Below are 14,506 nucleotides of genomic sequence, written 5' to 3' on the forward strand. Positions count from 1 at the left end.
GGCAACGGCGGTGAATGGGTCGATTTTGATCACACTATTTATTAGTCACGCCGGGGGCAGCGGGCTTCGAGGAGCTGCTGGAGGGTACGGGGGTCGAAAATGATCGGCAAAAAGTGAATACTGTTGATTTCTTTAAAGTAGAACAGGATGGGAACCCTTGTCCAAAAGATGCGCCAGTTTTGCCACTCGCTGTAGGGAAAACGCCGGATGCGATCGCCACTGCGGTAAACATCAAGGTCCGTCGCCGTGAACTGGAGCCGGAGGGTTGCCGCTTGGAACAGTAGAAATAAACCAAACAGGGCAACCCCTGCCCCTACCCAGAGATTTAAAAACCCAATGGGAATCCCAGCAACGACGAGCACAAGGGGAATATTGTAGCTGGGGCGCAGTTCTACCACGGTTGGGGATGGCTCTGTTGGAGAGGGGGTTGGCGAAACAGAAGGCATAGCAATTGGGTAAGTCTAAATTTGGCAGGGGTGGACTTCAATTTTACCCCGATCCCCGGCGTCACAAAATTCCTCGGGGATGTAGGACAATGTCCCAAGGGGTTTCGTCCAATAATGCCAGGGCTTGTGAGAAAAGCTAATTCGGTAGCGTAATTTTGTATATTTGAATTATCTGTCCCCAGGGATCTTTCCAATGGGAATGGCTGTCATTGAGAGGAGATCAGTCTTGTTTAAGAAATTTGCAATGGTAAAACAGATGATGTTAACGCGACAGCTTTGGCAAAGATTGGGGATGGTCGCGGTGGCGATCGCCCTGATGACGGCTTGTCTCCCGGAGCCCGATGACAATAATCCTCCCCCTGTGGGCAATGAACCCCCCATCGAAAATCCTATTCCTCCAGAGGATGAAACTATCCCGGAGCCGGAACCTGAAGACCCCATTACCCAAGAAATCGTCGGCACCGTCTATTGGATCACCGATGCAGGCGATCGCCTGGCCCTTGTTCCGACAGAAGTCCCCCTCACCGAAGAAACCCCCACAGCTCAACTCGAAGCCCTCTTTGCGCAACTATTGACCGACACCCCAGATGCCAACCTGAGCAGTACGATTCCCCCAGGGACTGAACTGTTGAGTCTGATGATCCAAAGCGATGGTATTGTCGTGAATCTCTCCGAAGAATTTCAGTCCGGTGGTGGTAGTGCTTCGATGGTGGGTCGCGTCGCCCAGGTACTCTACACTGCCACAAGCCTAGACCCTAGTGCACCGATTTGGCTCCAGATTAATGGAGAGCCCTTAGAGATTCTCGGTGGTGAAGGTTTAGAAATCGCCCAACCCCTAACCCGCGAAATTTTTGATGCTGATTTCGATCTGTAAAATTTTTTGGCGCAGCATGACAAACTAATTAGTGTAATAAAAGTTACTCTTTGAAGTAGTCTTGATGCTTTTTCATGAATTCAGAATTATGTCTTTTTAAAGAATTTAAACTAGGATAAAATTCGATTTTCTTAGGCAAAAATATTTTTTGATTACTCAAAGGTTCATAGCAACTTCCAATTAATTTTGGTGCAATCACTACTTGCATAGTATTAGCATCAATAGTTAGTAGCATCTTGTCAAAAAGTGTGTGAATATCTTTGCGTAATAGCAATCCATTCTGAACATGATTAGAATCAATACCTGAATATCTCGTAATGTGCGCGGCTTCTAAAACATCCGGGACATCACATTGTGTTATTGCACACTTGCCCGAATAAACCTGGAATAATTCAGCGCGAAATTTCTCTTGCCCTTCGCGTTGAACAACGTCCATTTGTCTCCATTTGCGATCATCTTCAATATTTTCAAGATCAAAATCATTGTCGATTTTCAATATTTGCTTTGACTTTTGTTCTCTGTCATAATTACCATTGCCGTATTGAGACTCAAGATGAAATAACTCGGTTTCAGTAGAATGATCCCCATCCAAAAAATTGCGATTATATATTTTCATCATTTCAACCCAGCTAGACTCTCTCCCATTTCCTATCGAAATGCACAAATCAAAGAGAGGATATAAAAACAAAAATATTTTCAGATAATGATCCCAAAGTCGATGATCTATTGGTGCATCTACACCAATAAAAAAAGAAACATCAGAAAGATCTTTGTTATCTTTAATGCCAAATTTGGGTGTACTTACAAGCTCTATAAAATTTTGGGGACTGCCTGTAATATCAACAAGCTCCGAACTATAAAAGTTTAATGCAATATTTTCAGAGTTAGATAAAAATAAATCTAAATTCTTGTATAATTCTTTTCTGATTTGCTCTACAAAATCAGGACTTATTGACAAAAAGAAAGGAGTAAAATCAATTATAAATTTTCCTGTTTCATAGTATGTATATCCTAGATATGCAGAATGAATATATCGAGGATTTCCTTTGAGGTTTTTAATATGAAGTGGATTTTTATTCTTTTTTAAGCGACGCTTCCCTGTGTGAGCAATCATAACGGCTTCTGGTCTTTGAACTTTAGCTGTGTTTAGACGATTTTTAGGTGACAACGAGGTAGTCATACCTGTTCTAACATCTATGCCGTAAAGTTGTTGAGTTAGATCTAGAGACTCTTTTAACAAATACTCTAAACGCGGGAAAAAATGTTTTTGTAAGGCCAAAACACATTCCCTATCATTTTGAATCTTAAAAATTTCTAGATCTTCTAAAGTAAAACTCAATTCTTGAAATTTTGTGGGGTGAAGATTGATCATAATTAATTATCAGATGAGAAAACATCAAAAAGATGCATAGTCTTTACTGATATCTACGACTAAAATTAACGAAATTATTTTTGATAATAGCTACTAACCAATACCTTTTCACTGAACAAAACCGTTAAGCTATATTACGTACTCATTTTCAGACGGCAGACATGGCACGGGATTTACGCGCATTTATCAAACTGGTAGAAGAACGGGGGCAACTGCGCCGCATTAAGGCTCTGGTGGATTCAGATCTGGAGATTGCGGAGATTGCGAACCGGATGTTGCAGGTAGGCGGTCCTGCGTTGTTGTTTGAGAATGTGCGGGGGACTTCGGTTCCAGTGGTGGTGAATCTGCTGGGGACAGTGGAGCGCATCTGTTGGGCGATGAAAATGGAAAAGCCCGAAGAACTAGAGGATCTTGGCCGGAAGTTGGCGATGTTGCAGCAGCCAAAACCCCCGAAAAAGATTGCTCAGGCGGTAGATTTTGGCAAGGTACTGTTTGATGTACTGAAGGCGAAACCCGGTGGGAGTTTTCTGCCTGCCTGTCAGCAAGTGGTGGTCAAAGAAGAGGAACTAGACCTGAATTTGATCCCGATGTTGCGTCCCTATCCCAAGGATGCCGGGAAAAATATTACCCTCGGTTTGGTGATTACCAAAGATTGTGAAACGGGTGTGCCGAATGTGGGGGTCTATCGCCTGCAATTGCAATCGAAAACAACGATGACGGTGCATTGGCTGTCAGTACGGGGTGGGGCGCGTCATCTGCGTAAGGCGGCGGAACAGGGTAAAAAATTGGAAGTGGCGATCGCCGTCGGTATCGACCCCATTTTAATCATGGCAGCGGCAACCCCGATTCCTGTGGACTTGTCTGAATGGCTATTTGCGGGACTGTATGGCGGTTCGGGCGTGGCATTGACCAAATGTAAGACGCTGGATCTGGAAGTGCCTGCTGATGCGGAATTTATCCTTGAAGGCACGATTACCCCCGGTGAAATGATGTCCGATGGTCCTTTCGGCGATCACATGGGCTATTACGGCGGCGCGGAGGATTCCCCCTTAGTGCGCTTCCACTGCATGACCCACCGCAAAGATCCGATTTATTTGGCAACTTTTAGCGGTCGTCCCCCCAAAGAAGAAGCGATGATGGCGATCGCCTTGAACCGCATTTATACGCCGATTTTAAGACAGCAAGTATCGGAAATTGCGGACTTTTTCCTACCCATGGAAGCCCTCAGTTATAAGGCTGCAATTATCTCCATTGATAAGGCTTATCCGGGCCAAGCAAGACGCGCTGCCCTCGCGTTTTGGAGTGCCCTGCCCCAATTCACCTACACAAAATTTGTGATTGTCGTAGATAAGGATATTAATATTCGTGATCCGCGCCAAATTGTCTGGGCAATTAGTTCAAAAGTTGACCCGGTGCGCGATGTGTTTATTTTGCCGGATACACCCTTTGATACCCTCGATTTTGCTAGCGAAAAAATTGGGATGGGTGGACGAATGGGGATTGATGCCACGACAAAAATTCCGCCGGAAACCGATCATGAATGGGGTGAAGTTTTAGAATCTGATCCTGATATTGCTCAAAGGTGCGATCGCCGTTGGGAAGAATATGGATTGGCCGACATTGATCTAACAGAAGTAGACCCGAATAAATTTGGCTATGAAATGTAGAACAAAGCCCCCGTCTTCATGAAAAAGCGGGGGCTTGTGCATAAATGGACCAATGATTTAAATCTTTGCGCTCTCAGGGGATTTAGCTTCGAGGGTATTAATCATCTCTAACAGTTCCCGTTCAAAAGCGACCTGGGCACGATTCGTTTTGCCACCGAAATAAAAGCGATCGCCTGCCTGGAGTGCCCACACTTGGGAATAGGAAACATAGCTCATCACCACGCCGATCATCACCAACAAAAAGCCAGTGTAAACCACAGGAATGCCTGGGTCTGCTTTGATTTGTAACCCGGTGCTACCGACGAGATCGACTAATTTGAGGCTCAGGCCATCCACATCGAGGCGATCGCCGACCCGCACCGCGCCGACGAGGTCGCCTTTTTCATCGTAGACAATGGCGCTCCCCTGGAGATCTTGCATCAAAATCGAAACCCCCGCACTGAGGTCTGGCTTGATGGGGACCCAACTCCCCCAAAGCTTAGCGCCATTGGTGGTGGGAATTTGGGCGGCGGGCAGTTGAAAGATCGGACTGTTGTTTAGTTGTACCTGCACCCCGGCGATCGCCCAACTGGTTTGATAAAAAGTAATCCCATCGTAGCGGAGGGGATGATTGACGGAAATCGTCTGACGGTCGAGCTCATTGCCCGCTTCGTCTACCACCGACAGGTCCGAATAGAATTGGTCAATATCCCCCGTCGGCGTGTAGTCAATCCAAAAGCGATTTACGTTCACCGACCAGGGGCGATCGCTCTCGGCAAAAATCCCTGCCTTAAAGACATTATTCACTTTGAAATTCATGCCACTGGGGACGAGTTCCTGGGCCATAAACCCCCCAAAAGAGCCCCAGATCGAACCTAAAAGGGTGACAATCATACCGATGTGGACAATGATCGGCCCAATGCGACCGACGATTCCCTTACGGGCATAGAGTTTTTCTCCTTCTTGAAAAATTCTGTAGCGTTTCTGGGCCAAAAGGGGCGCTAAATTTTGCAATGAACCCTGATTGAGCTCTGTACTCAGGGCCAATTTATTGAACTGGCGAGCCTGACTGTAATAGGTCCAATTTTGTGCCGTTTTCAGGGCGGGCAGTTGGCGGCGGAAGGTGCAGGCGGTCAGACTCACCCCAAAAGTCAGGAGCAAAACCAGGTACCACCAGGTGGTATAAACGTGGTCTAGTCCCACCCCAAGGAGCACTTTCCAAGACAGAAAGCCCAAGAGGGCCGGGTCTTCTGGATAGTTTTCTTGGTAGAAAGTAATATCGCTACCCTGTTCAATCACCGTCCCCAAAATACTGAAAATCGCAATCAACAGCAGCAGGGCGATCGCCACCCGCAGATCGGCGATCCATTTCAAGCTGGTGCGCCATACTTTGCGGGGCAAACTCTGCCATTGAAAATTTGAGGAAGAATCAGAAACTGTCATGGTTTAGGCAATGAAAAATACAGGCGAAACAATAAACCTTGATCAACAAGCAACTCCGAAAGAACCCTAGGCAAGACCAATGGGTAGGCGAATGAGCAGGGAAAATAAACCAAAGCCCAGTAAGAGAGCACCACTGACAGGATTAATCCAACCGGACCATTGACGCAGGGCCAAAAGACGCTTGAGAGAAGCTGTAAAAATACCCGCTACGAGTACCGGCACCACATAACCGAGGGTATAGAACAGGAGTAAGCCCGCGCCCAGGGTCAAATTTTGGGTCGTACTCACCCAGGCCAGGAGGGTCGCCAGAACCGGGGTGCTACAGGGGGAAGCCACCAGGCCGAAGGTCAAACCCACCAGATAGGCCCGTAAAGCTGTGGGAAAATCTTTTTGAATCCAATCTGTCGCCCCCAGGGAAGGGAACTGGAGAGGCAGAATCTCCAGCAAGTTTAGACCCATCAGGATGGCGATCGCACTGACAAAAATCGGTAAACCGATGCCAATTTGGCCGTAAATTTGCCCGAAGCCCGCCGCCACCAAACCCAACCCAGCCAAAGTGGTGGCCAACCCAAGGCAGAACCAGAGGGACTGGAAAAACGTTTGTAACCGGCTACTGTCTTGGTTGCTGCCGATATAGCCGATGGTAATCGGCAGCATCGATAGGGTGCAGGGGGTGAGACTGGTTAAAAGACCCGCTCCAAAGACGAGAAAGAGGCTCAGCAGGCTCCAATGGCTCAGCTGCTCCCGCACGAGGGTGTCGCTAAATTGCTGGAGCTGATACAGTTGCAGACTGAGATTTTCCCACATGGTGCCGTACAAAAAGACTGTTTGCTATTGTATCGGGTTTCTTGGGTCTGCTCCCACAACCGCCCCTAGACGAGGGACAGTTCTCCCACCACATCGAGGCGTTTGTAGGGACTGAGAGAGAGAAATTGTTCTGCTAAGTTATCGGACACAGCCGGGGTAATCCAACCCAAACGGGTGAGCAGATAGAGGGCAACCGCATATTTCGCCCGTTTTGCACCATCTTTGACCTTGATCGCGAGGCCCAAACCTTCCCCGACCCGGCCAATACACTGGATGCCTTCGGCCCCGGATTTACTGACGATTTCCCCTTCAGAGAGGCGCATTAGTTCGGTATCAAAACCACCCCGCCCGGAGACCATGGTCGGATGGTAGGTCATCGCCCGGACGACCCGCTCCACATCCAGGCGATCGCCTGAGGCCAGGTGAGCGTAGAGGGTGGCCATTTGGCTCAGTTGCATCAGATAAGTGGGCACACCACAATCATCCCGAGCGCCGATAAATTCCTGGGGGGGCATGTGCAACAGTTCCGCAATTTTTCCGAGGATCAGCTCCTGGACAGGGTGGGATTTTTCCATGTAGCTGCCCAGGCCCCAGTTGCAATATTTACAGGTCAAAAGCATTCCCGCATGTTTGCCAGAGCAGTTGTGTTCGAGGGCGCTGTCTTTGCCATGGGGGATGGGGCATTGGAGCACATCAGATTCTAGATCTGCCTGCCAGAGGATCCGAAAGACCTGCCGCGCATGTTCCTTTGTCCCCTGGTGGGAACTACAAATCACGGCCAAATCTTTATCGGTGAGCTTGTAATGGTCGAGGGCGCCGGTGCCAATGACGGCCAGGGCTTGGAAGGGTTTGAGGGCTGAACGGATAAAAGCAGAACTTTCGGCATCCCCAGCCATGGAGAGGACGCGGCCTTTGGTGTCACAGACAACGGCTTCGGCGATGTGGGTAGACTCCTTGAGGCCTTCCCGGAGGAGATTGATTTCGAGGGGGGGAGCTTGGACGCGTTTGCCTCTGGACATGGTGATTTTGATGAATGGAATAAAAAATGCAGGAGAAAGGGCACGGCGCTGCGGTTTTAGAGCAGGTACAGGCCAGCGATGAGACTAGAACTGATCGCCACCACAATTAAACCAGTTTGTTGGATGCGACTGAGGATCGGCGCCACTTGGTAAGAAACAATTAGGCGATCGCGTTGGAGCACAGCTTCGGGTTTTTGCCAAATTTGGCCATCATACCAGCCGGATTCTTCGTAGGTCAGGTTTTCGGTTTGCAGGCGATCGCGAATATAGCGCCAGCCCAGATAGAGGCGGATCAAAATCAAACTTAGGAGAAACATACCGCCGAGGTTTGCGCTCAAGACCAATTTCACAGGGTAACGGTCGAAGGGGAAACTGGCCCAGGCGATCGGCGTAAAAATCAACGTTGCCCAGAACCAAACCCAGATCACCTTGCGAATGTAGGTGATCATCTCTGTGCTACCCCAACTAAAAAACCAAGATTCTTTGAGCTGGTCATATTCGTTGAGGGGTTGTTGCTCCTCGGGGACGGGGCAAAAGGTGGTTTGGAAATCGTTCATAACTGGCGCTGGCCCACAGAAAACCTTTGTCCAACAGTGTATCGCTTTTTTTTGGGGAGGCCCAGGGGCGGGCGATCGCCTGGGAATTTCGAATAAAAAAGTGACCCAAATTAATTTAGGTCACTGGAATTTTGGGGGCTCAAGACTGGGGAAAACCTCAATCGCCCCAAAGCTATTTTTATCGAATGAGGAGATCTTCGCCTTCGATGACCCGGGCCGACTGGATGCGATCGCCCATTTCAATCTGGTCGAGCACCTCAATACCTTCGGTCACTTGCCCAAACACCGCGTAGTTGCCGTTGAGGAACTCGTTGGGGGCGAGGGAAAAATAAAACTGAGAAGAAGCTGAATTGGGCGCCTGGGAACGGGCCATGGCGATCGCCCCCTTACTGTGGGGAAGCACCACCTTCGTCGGATCTAACTCCCCTTGACCGTAAATCGGCTCCGCTTCCCCTTCAAGTTTGATTTCTAAGGGTACATCCCGGCGAATTCCTGTATCTGGATCCGTAAATCCGCCCCGACCAAGAGCATTAAGAGGAACCTGGGCATCTTTACTTAGGGGATCTCCCCCCTGAACCACAAAGGGCTCTGGGCTACGAATCACCCGGTGAAAAGCCGTTCCGTCATAGACCCCGCGACTGACCAAATCAACAAAGTTGCCCGCAGTCACCGGCGCTTCAGCACCATTGAGTTCGATACGGATAGTTTGGCCATTGACTTCTGGGGAAGCACTTTGAAAAACCATCTCCACAACGGCTACACAGGGAGCTGCGGCTTCTTCTGCCTCTGCAGTGGCAGGACAGTCCAAACGGGGCCGGTAAGCTTCTGCGGCAGTGGTCGTTGGGTTCTCGGTAGATGTTTCTGGGGCTGGGGCACAACTCCCCAGGGTTACGCTGCTCACCAAAAGCGCCAGACATAACAGTTTCCAGGATCGTTCCATAGGAATGGGTTGCAATTTTTGGGTTTGTAAAATCATGAAAAAATTATAAGAAGTCAGTAGGGCGATCGCCCACCGATCTCCATTATGCCTAGAGACCTTCGAGGGGAATCGTCAGAAAGCGAGCCAATTCCGCCCCTTGGTTTTCTAGTTCAGCTAAGGGAATCGGCTCCCCTACGCGATTGAGAGGAATGTCACCGCGATTTTTTACCCGCAAATACAATACCCGGCGAGGATTTAAGCCCTCTTTAATTTCGGCCCGAATCGACAAAATATCTTTTAGGGAATACTGAAAATTAATAATTCGATTTTTACCCACAAAACCGTAGCGGAAAATGGTGACCTTACCCGTTTCCTTGTTGAATTCGTTGTAGCCACCGCCGACATTCAAGAAAAACACAAACCAGAGATAGGCCGACAGCAGCGTTCCTGCTACCCCATAAAACGTTAGGGCAGCCCCCTGGGGAATAAACTGAATATCACTGGGGTCACTGACCAAGAGAAAATTCTGGTGAAAATAGCTCGAGAGACCCGCCAATAAAAAGCCAATGCCGCCGATGGCAGAAACACTGGCCCAAAGCATGTTACTGAAACGCCGGGAGCCTAAGATCGGCTGTCGTAAAATGCTATCCGTTGAAGTTGTCACCTGTGCTGCCATAAAAGTTTTTTTAGAAAAATTCAGAAAATTTATTTCATTTAATCTTCTTTATTTTACCGGATGATCTGGCGCTCCCTTGCCTCCGGCCATCACCTCGGCCATGAGAGCGGCCACCGAGGCTGTCCCCATTGACGGCTCAAAGGTGATCGGAAACTTACCATGCCACAACATTCGCCACCCCAGGGGGAAAATTTCAGGACTACTCTGGAGACCAAACACCATTAGGGCAAAACGCCGTTCATCGACCCAGCCCCCTGCTTGAACGAGTTGGAGGAGGGTTTTTCGATGACGCACAGCCCGGCTTGTATTGGGGTCTTTTTGTTGGAGAAGGGTACTTTTGATGGCGGTAATGCGGTCTAGGGGATCGACCCCCTGGGGACAAACATAGTTACATTGATAGCAACGGGTACAGTCCCAGACGCCAGCGGTCGGTTGGTGGTATTTGTCTAGGCGGGCGGCGGTGATACCATCGCGGGAATCATTCAAAAGGCGATCGCCTTTTGCCAAGGCATGAGGACCAAAAAAGTCTGGATTAACGGCCACAGCATTACATTCACTGTAACAAGCACCACAGAGAATACAGTTCCCAGCCTGATTCAAGGCCTCGCGCTCTGTGGGAGACTGACGAAATTCCCGCTCCGGTAGATCCTGGGGAGATTGTCGCTGCACAGCAGGGCCAATGCTTTCGAGTTGTTGCCAAAAGGACTGTAAATCTACCACCAGATCCTTAATCACAGGCAGATTTTTTAGGGGGGTAATCGTTAATTGAGGAATTGCCCCATTGTCCCGGTGCAACCCTCGCCAACGGTTAACTTCTTCGCCTACATTTTCTTTGCATGCCAGGGCTGCCCGGCCATTAATCCCCATCCCACAACTGCCACAGATAGTATTGCGACAATTCTTGCGAAAAGCTAAGCTTCCATCCTGCTGCCATTTGATTTGATTTAAACAATCTAAAATCGTTGTACTTTCTGGGACAGAAAGATGATAAGTCAAGAATTCCGGTGCGACATTCCGCTGCCGTTGGCGCAGAATTTTCAAGGCGATGTCCATTTCCCAGCCCTTATTTTGCCACAAACTTCTTTTTCTTAGTCTATAAGGAGAGACTTCATCGTTGTCCCCATCGTCGACAAAGTTAACAAATAATCCTTAGGACTGTGGCAATTTAGAAAAAATATTGCTGCACTTTTTAAATAAACTGCACAAAAGGGAATTTTTGCAGTTATATTTACAAATGTGGTAAGTTTATTGCCGACAAAAAAATAGACTCAAAAAAACAAGCGTTTTAGAAATATGAGTGACATCCCGACAACTCCTTTAAAAGGAAAGGCTCTGCTGAGTAAAGTCAAGGAATTATCCCATTTGCCCCGACGAGAAACCGCAAAACTTTGTGGCTATAGCAGTACAAAAAATGGCTCAACTCGTGTCAATTTGACAGGTTTTTATGATGCTGTCCTCGAAGCAAAAGGACTTCCCTTGGATCCTGGTGGTAGCCAAGATGGTCGTGGGAGAGAACCCACCTACCGTGTGAGTGTCCACAAAAATGGCCAAATTGTGATTGGTTCTACCTACACAAATCAAATGAACCTGAAGCCTGGGGATGAATTCGAAATTAAAATTGGCTACAAGCACATTCATCTCAAGCAAGTCAACGAAGCCTAAAAGCATCGTTTAAGTCAAGTCCTGTCAATGATTAAGATTTCTTTTGTGACAGGACTAAGCTTGTCTAGAGGTTTATTTTCCTAAGAGCTTTCTCTCAAAAGAGATATCTGGTCAGGTCACCATCATTGCAAAAAATTCATCATTTGCTGCTCGCTAGACGAGGAATAGACTGCTAGATTTTTTAGAGAATTTTCTAAACTAATTTTTAATGGGGGTCATGGGAGCCATGGCTCTTTTTTGTTGCTTAAAAAAATTGAGGAGCAATGGAAAAAAAAGTTTGGGCGATCGCCTTAATTGTGGTGCTAGGGATTTGTGGTCTTTTGGGGATGCTAGCTCGGTCTAACATCACTCAACAACAGATCAGTGCTTTCCCGCGTTGGAACTATGGAGAGCAGGGACCTCAATGGTGGGGCCAACTGGATATCGCCTTTCAACAATGTGCGATTGGCCAAGCTCAATCTCCCCTGAATTTATCCCGTCCACTGGCTGCTTTACTTCTGCCAGAACAGCCGATCCAATGGCATTATCGACCTAGCTTCGGCATTATTCAAGACCTAGGTACGACCCTACAAATTCGGCCTGCCGGAGAAAATTACTTCCAGCTTGGCAGTGACATTTATGCTCTCCAACAGATTCATTTTCATCATCCCAGTGAGCATCTCATAGAGGGGCAAGCCTATGCCATGGAAGTTCATTTGGTACATCAAAATTCAACTGGGGCGACCGCCGTTGTTGCAGTCTTGGTTAAAACAGACATGGCAAATGGTACTTTTACTCATCTGCTGCAGCGGTTTCCCCGGCCCTTTCCGCACCCAGGGACAATTGTTGCCCTTGATATCGCCGATTTTTTACCGAAGCAGCCAGACAGCCACATGAGCTATTGGGGTTCTTTAACTACACCTCCCTGTACCGAAGGTGTTCGCTGGATTGTGTTGTCTGAGCCGATCACGTTTGCGCCAGAACAAATAGCTGCCTATCAAACTCACTATCTGCCCAATGCTCGCCCGGTGCAGATACGGCCTGTTCCTCTAGAGGAGCAGGCGATCGCTGACCCCCTATCTAAGCAACTTTAACCAGAATATTATCTCCCTCTTGGCGGACTTCATAGCGGGACAAACCTGCCGTTGCTGGCCCCTGAAGTAAGCTGCCATCGAGGGCAAAGCGTGAGCCATGGCAGTCACAAACTAAATCATTGCCCGCGAGTTCTGCTGGACAACCCCGATGATTACAGGTGGGGTCTAGGGCGATGAGGCTTTGGTCATCAGGGTTGCGGAAAATATAGACGCTTTTGCCGTTAACTTCCGTAGAAAATACGCCGTTGCCATCGAGTTCGCCCACAGTACCCACGGTGGTAAATTCCCCAGCAGCGTCTTCCGGGTTTGAATTTGCAGAACAGGCAGCTAATATCGTGGGCAAGGAGCTCGCGAGTAACCCTAGGCCGAATAGGCCAACAAATTGACGGCGTTCCATAATAATTTTTTTCAGGATTTTGCAAGGATGTTTTGATCCTTATAACGAATTTCAACAGCTTTTTGGGGAGTTGTATGGATTTTCTGAGAAATGGCTGATTTTATTAGGGGCAATTCATGGGCGATCGCCATTGTCAATTTAATTCGCCTCACAACTCAGTGCTTGTCGTTGGGCTTTGGCTTTCTGTAACGATTCGGCCCATTCTTGCTCTGGATCACTATCGGCAACAATCCCTGCCCCCACTTGACCGTAAACCGTTGCTGGCCCATGCGGTGTTGGTACATATAACAAAGTCCGGATCAAAATATTCAAATCCAGGTCGCCCCGCTGATCTAGGTAGCCGCAGGAGCCATAAAATAAATTGCGGCGCACGGGCTCTAGGGCCTCGATAATTTCCATACAGCGCACCTTTGGGCAGCCTGTAATTGTTCCCCCAGGGAACATGGCCCGAATGAGATCCACGGCATCATAGTTGGGGTCTAATTCTCCGGTGACATTACTCACTAAGTGCATTACATGACTATAGCGTTCGAGCACAAATTGCTCATCCACCTGCACTGTGCCCCAGGTACAGGCGCGGCCCAGATCGTTTCGTTCCAAATCCACCAGCATCGTGTGTTCAGCCCGCTCCTTGGCATTGCGTTGTAATTCTTCGCCTAGGGCTTGGTCTGCTTTTAGGGTTTTGCCCCGGGGTCTGGTGCCACCGATGGGGCGAGTTTGGGCAAATCGACCTTGTTTTTGTACTAAACGTTCGGGGGAGCAGCTAATTAGATCTCCCCAGGGCGATCGCCAATAGCTGGCAAAGGGAGAGGGGTTGATGCGATGTAGATGTTGGTAGACCTCCCAACTGCGACGATTGGTTTGGGTGTGAAAGCGTAGGGAAAGATTTGTCTGAAAAATGTCCCCTGCTTGGATGTGCGTTTTTGCCTGGCGGACAGCATCGGTATAGGCTTGGCGATCGCTTAAAAAATTTGTAGGAAAGGATGCCGATTGTTCCCCTAGGTCCCCCTGGGAGGGCTGTACTGGTGCAATTAACTGGGCTTCGAGTTGGTCTAGGGCTTGGGTATCAGCCGCAGCTAACCAAAGTACCTGCTGTCCATGATCTAGCACCGCAAAAGAATCAGGCTGATACCAATAGGCCACCGGAAAAGGCAAAGGATCTGTATTGTAGGTGGGTAAAGTTTCAATTTCCCAAGCAAAATCATAGCCCAACCAACCCAGATAACCGCCGGTAAAAGGCAAATGGGCGATCGCCGGGGGCGGTTCAACCGGGTTAGCCAAGAGTTTCTTTAGGCAGGCAGTAATCTCCCCAAGGGAGGGCGTCAAGAGCTGCTTATCCCGGGGTTCTCCGGCGCAGATAGAGTAGCGAGACAGTTGGGGATAATCCTTGGGTGTGGGGTAGGGACTTTCCAGGAGGGTGGCGATCGTCATTTGACCATAGAGTCTCGTGAAAATCTCTGAACCGGTGCGTTGTGCAAGGGGTTGCGATCGCCAATGCCACATAAAATCATTTCCAGATGAAAGCTTTCTAGGATTGTGACATATGGCCGCCTGCCATGATTTGAATCAGCCCAACTTCTGCTAGAAATTAAGCAAAAAAAAATCCCCCAAGGTT

15 protein-coding genes are annotated in these 14,506 nt (G+C 48.5%); 4 read left to right on the top strand and 11 right to left on the bottom strand.

Annotation, left to right across the window (positions count from 1 at the left end):
• Window positions 1-41 precede the first annotated feature (41 nt).
• Complete coding sequence (locus ACZ45B_RS03530; RefSeq protein WP_024546512.1) at window positions 42-446, bottom strand: DUF3119 family protein; 405 nt, start codon at window positions 444-446, stop codon at window positions 42-44.
• A gap of 226 nt (window positions 447-672) precedes the next feature.
• On the opposite strand from ACZ45B_RS03530, the gene ACZ45B_RS03535 reads away from it, so the two are divergent.
• A complete protein-coding gene (locus tag ACZ45B_RS03535) occupies window positions 673-1,320 on the top strand; it encodes a GerMN domain-containing protein (protein ID WP_201766597.1) in 648 nt (215 codons plus the stop codon).
• Window positions 1,321-1,363: 43 nt separating this feature from the next.
• Here the strand turns inward: ACZ45B_RS03535 and ACZ45B_RS03540 are convergent, their stop codons facing one another.
• A complete protein-coding gene (locus ACZ45B_RS03540) occupies window positions 1,364-2,692 on the bottom strand; it encodes an HNH endonuclease (protein WP_464674995.1) in 1,329 nt (442 codons plus the stop codon).
• Window positions 2,693-2,853: 161 nt separating this feature from the next.
• On the opposite strand from ACZ45B_RS03540, the gene ACZ45B_RS03545 reads away from it, so the two are divergent.
• Window positions 2,854-4,359, top strand: coding sequence for a UbiD family decarboxylase (locus ACZ45B_RS03545; RefSeq protein WP_024546516.1), 1,506 nt, complete (start codon window positions 2,854-2,856; stop codon window positions 4,357-4,359).
• A gap of 57 nt (window positions 4,360-4,416) precedes the next feature.
• Here ACZ45B_RS03545 and ACZ45B_RS03550 read toward each other — a convergent pair whose 3' ends face one another.
• The 7 genes from ACZ45B_RS03550 to ACZ45B_RS03580 form a co-directional block, all read right to left on the bottom strand.
• Window positions 4,417-5,781, bottom strand: coding sequence for a cytochrome c biogenesis protein (locus ACZ45B_RS03550; protein ID WP_024546517.1), 1,365 nt, complete (start codon window positions 5,779-5,781; stop codon window positions 4,417-4,419).
• Window positions 5,782-5,847: 66 nt separating this feature from the next.
• A complete protein-coding gene (locus tag ACZ45B_RS03555; protein WP_024546518.1) occupies window positions 5,848-6,588 on the bottom strand; it encodes a cytochrome c biogenesis protein CcdA in 741 nt (246 codons plus the stop codon).
• 65 nt (window positions 6,589-6,653) lie between these two features.
• Window positions 6,654-7,607, bottom strand: coding sequence for an asparaginase (locus ACZ45B_RS03560; RefSeq protein WP_024546519.1), 954 nt, complete (start codon window positions 7,605-7,607; stop codon window positions 6,654-6,656).
• Between the two features lie 56 nt (window positions 7,608-7,663).
• Window positions 7,664-8,164, bottom strand: a complete 501-nt coding sequence (locus ACZ45B_RS03565; protein ID WP_024546520.1) for a CGLD27 family protein — start codon at window positions 8,162-8,164, stop codon at window positions 7,664-7,666.
• Between the two features lie 178 nt (window positions 8,165-8,342).
• Window positions 8,343-9,104 (bottom strand): peptidylprolyl isomerase, encoded by a 762-nt coding sequence (locus tag ACZ45B_RS03570; RefSeq protein ID WP_024546521.1) that lies wholly within the window; start codon window positions 9,102-9,104, stop codon window positions 8,343-8,345.
• Window positions 9,105-9,192: 88 nt separating this feature from the next.
• On the bottom strand, window positions 9,193-9,759 hold the full coding sequence (locus ACZ45B_RS03575) for a photosystem I assembly protein Ycf4 (RefSeq protein WP_024546522.1): 567 nt from the start codon (window positions 9,757-9,759) through the stop codon (window positions 9,193-9,195).
• Window positions 9,760-9,807: 48 nt separating this feature from the next.
• Window positions 9,808-10,812, bottom strand: coding sequence for a succinate dehydrogenase/fumarate reductase iron-sulfur subunit (locus ACZ45B_RS03580; RefSeq protein WP_464674996.1), 1,005 nt, complete (start codon window positions 10,810-10,812; stop codon window positions 9,808-9,810).
• A gap of 240 nt (window positions 10,813-11,052) precedes the next feature.
• Between ACZ45B_RS03580 and ACZ45B_RS03585 the strand changes: the two genes are divergently transcribed.
• Both ACZ45B_RS03585 and ACZ45B_RS03590 read left to right on the top strand, forming a co-directional pair.
• Window positions 11,053-11,421, top strand: coding sequence for an AbrB family transcriptional regulator (locus tag ACZ45B_RS03585; RefSeq protein WP_024547159.1), 369 nt, complete (start codon window positions 11,053-11,055; stop codon window positions 11,419-11,421).
• Window positions 11,422-11,684: 263 nt separating this feature from the next.
• Window positions 11,685-12,494 (top strand): carbonic anhydrase, encoded by an 810-nt coding sequence (locus ACZ45B_RS03590; RefSeq protein WP_024547158.1) that lies wholly within the window; start codon window positions 11,685-11,687, stop codon window positions 12,492-12,494.
• Here the strand turns inward: ACZ45B_RS03590 and ACZ45B_RS03595 are convergent.
• Both ACZ45B_RS03595 and ACZ45B_RS03600 read right to left on the bottom strand, forming a co-directional pair.
• Window positions 12,481-12,891: a QcrA and Rieske domain-containing protein gene (locus tag ACZ45B_RS03595; RefSeq protein ID WP_024547157.1), complete on the bottom strand. Its 411-nt coding sequence runs from the start codon at window positions 12,889-12,891 to the stop codon at window positions 12,481-12,483. The two genes, ACZ45B_RS03590 and ACZ45B_RS03595, sit on opposite strands and share 14 nt — an antisense overlap.
• A 138-nt stretch (window positions 12,892-13,029) precedes the next feature.
• Complete coding sequence (locus ACZ45B_RS03600; protein WP_024547156.1) at window positions 13,030-14,394, bottom strand: anthranilate synthase component I; 1,365 nt, start codon at window positions 14,392-14,394, stop codon at window positions 13,030-13,032.
• Window positions 14,395-14,506: the final 112 nt, after the last annotated feature.

The sequence above is a fragment of the Picosynechococcus sp. NKBG15041c genome, from assembly GCF_055380235.1.

Bases quoted from the DNA above. Each gene is read 5' to 3' on its own strand.
- ACZ45B_RS03530 (WP_024546512.1), bottom strand. From the start codon at position 446: ATGCCTTCTGTTTCGCCAACCCCCTCTCCAACAGAGCCATCCCCAACC.
- ACZ45B_RS03540 (WP_464674995.1), bottom strand. From the start codon at position 2,692: ATGATCAATCTTCACCCCACAAAATTTCAAGAATTGAGTTTTACTTTA.
- ACZ45B_RS03545 (WP_024546516.1), top strand. From the start codon at position 2,854: ATGGCACGGGATTTACGCGCATTTATCAAACTGGTAGAAGAACGGGGG.
- ACZ45B_RS03550 (WP_024546517.1), bottom strand. From the start codon at position 5,781: ATGACAGTTTCTGATTCTTCCTCAAATTTTCAATGGCAGAGTTTGCCC.
- ACZ45B_RS03555 (WP_024546518.1), bottom strand. From the start codon at position 6,588: ATGTGGGAAAATCTCAGTCTGCAACTGTATCAGCTCCAGCAATTTAGC.
- ACZ45B_RS03560 (WP_024546519.1), bottom strand. From the start codon at position 7,607: ATGTCCAGAGGCAAACGCGTCCAAGCTCCCCCCCTCGAAATCAATCTC.
- ACZ45B_RS03565 (WP_024546520.1), bottom strand. From the start codon at position 8,164: ATGAACGATTTCCAAACCACCTTTTGCCCCGTCCCCGAGGAGCAACAA.
- ACZ45B_RS03570 (WP_024546521.1), bottom strand. From the start codon at position 9,104: ATGGAACGATCCTGGAAACTGTTATGTCTGGCGCTTTTGGTGAGCAGC.
- ACZ45B_RS03575 (WP_024546522.1), bottom strand. From the start codon at position 9,759: ATGGCAGCACAGGTGACAACTTCAACGGATAGCATTTTACGACAGCCG.
- ACZ45B_RS03580 (WP_464674996.1), bottom strand. From the start codon at position 10,812: ATGGACATCGCCTTGAAAATTCTGCGCCAACGGCAGCGGAATGTCGCA.
- ACZ45B_RS03585 (WP_024547159.1), top strand. From the start codon at position 11,053: ATGAGTGACATCCCGACAACTCCTTTAAAAGGAAAGGCTCTGCTGAGT.
- ACZ45B_RS03590 (WP_024547158.1), top strand. From the start codon at position 11,685: ATGGAAAAAAAAGTTTGGGCGATCGCCTTAATTGTGGTGCTAGGGATT.
- ACZ45B_RS03595 (WP_024547157.1), bottom strand. From the start codon at position 12,891: ATGGAACGCCGTCAATTTGTTGGCCTATTCGGCCTAGGGTTACTCGCG.
- ACZ45B_RS03600 (WP_024547156.1), bottom strand. From the start codon at position 14,394: ATGTGGCATTGGCGATCGCAACCCCTTGCACAACGCACCGGTTCAGAG.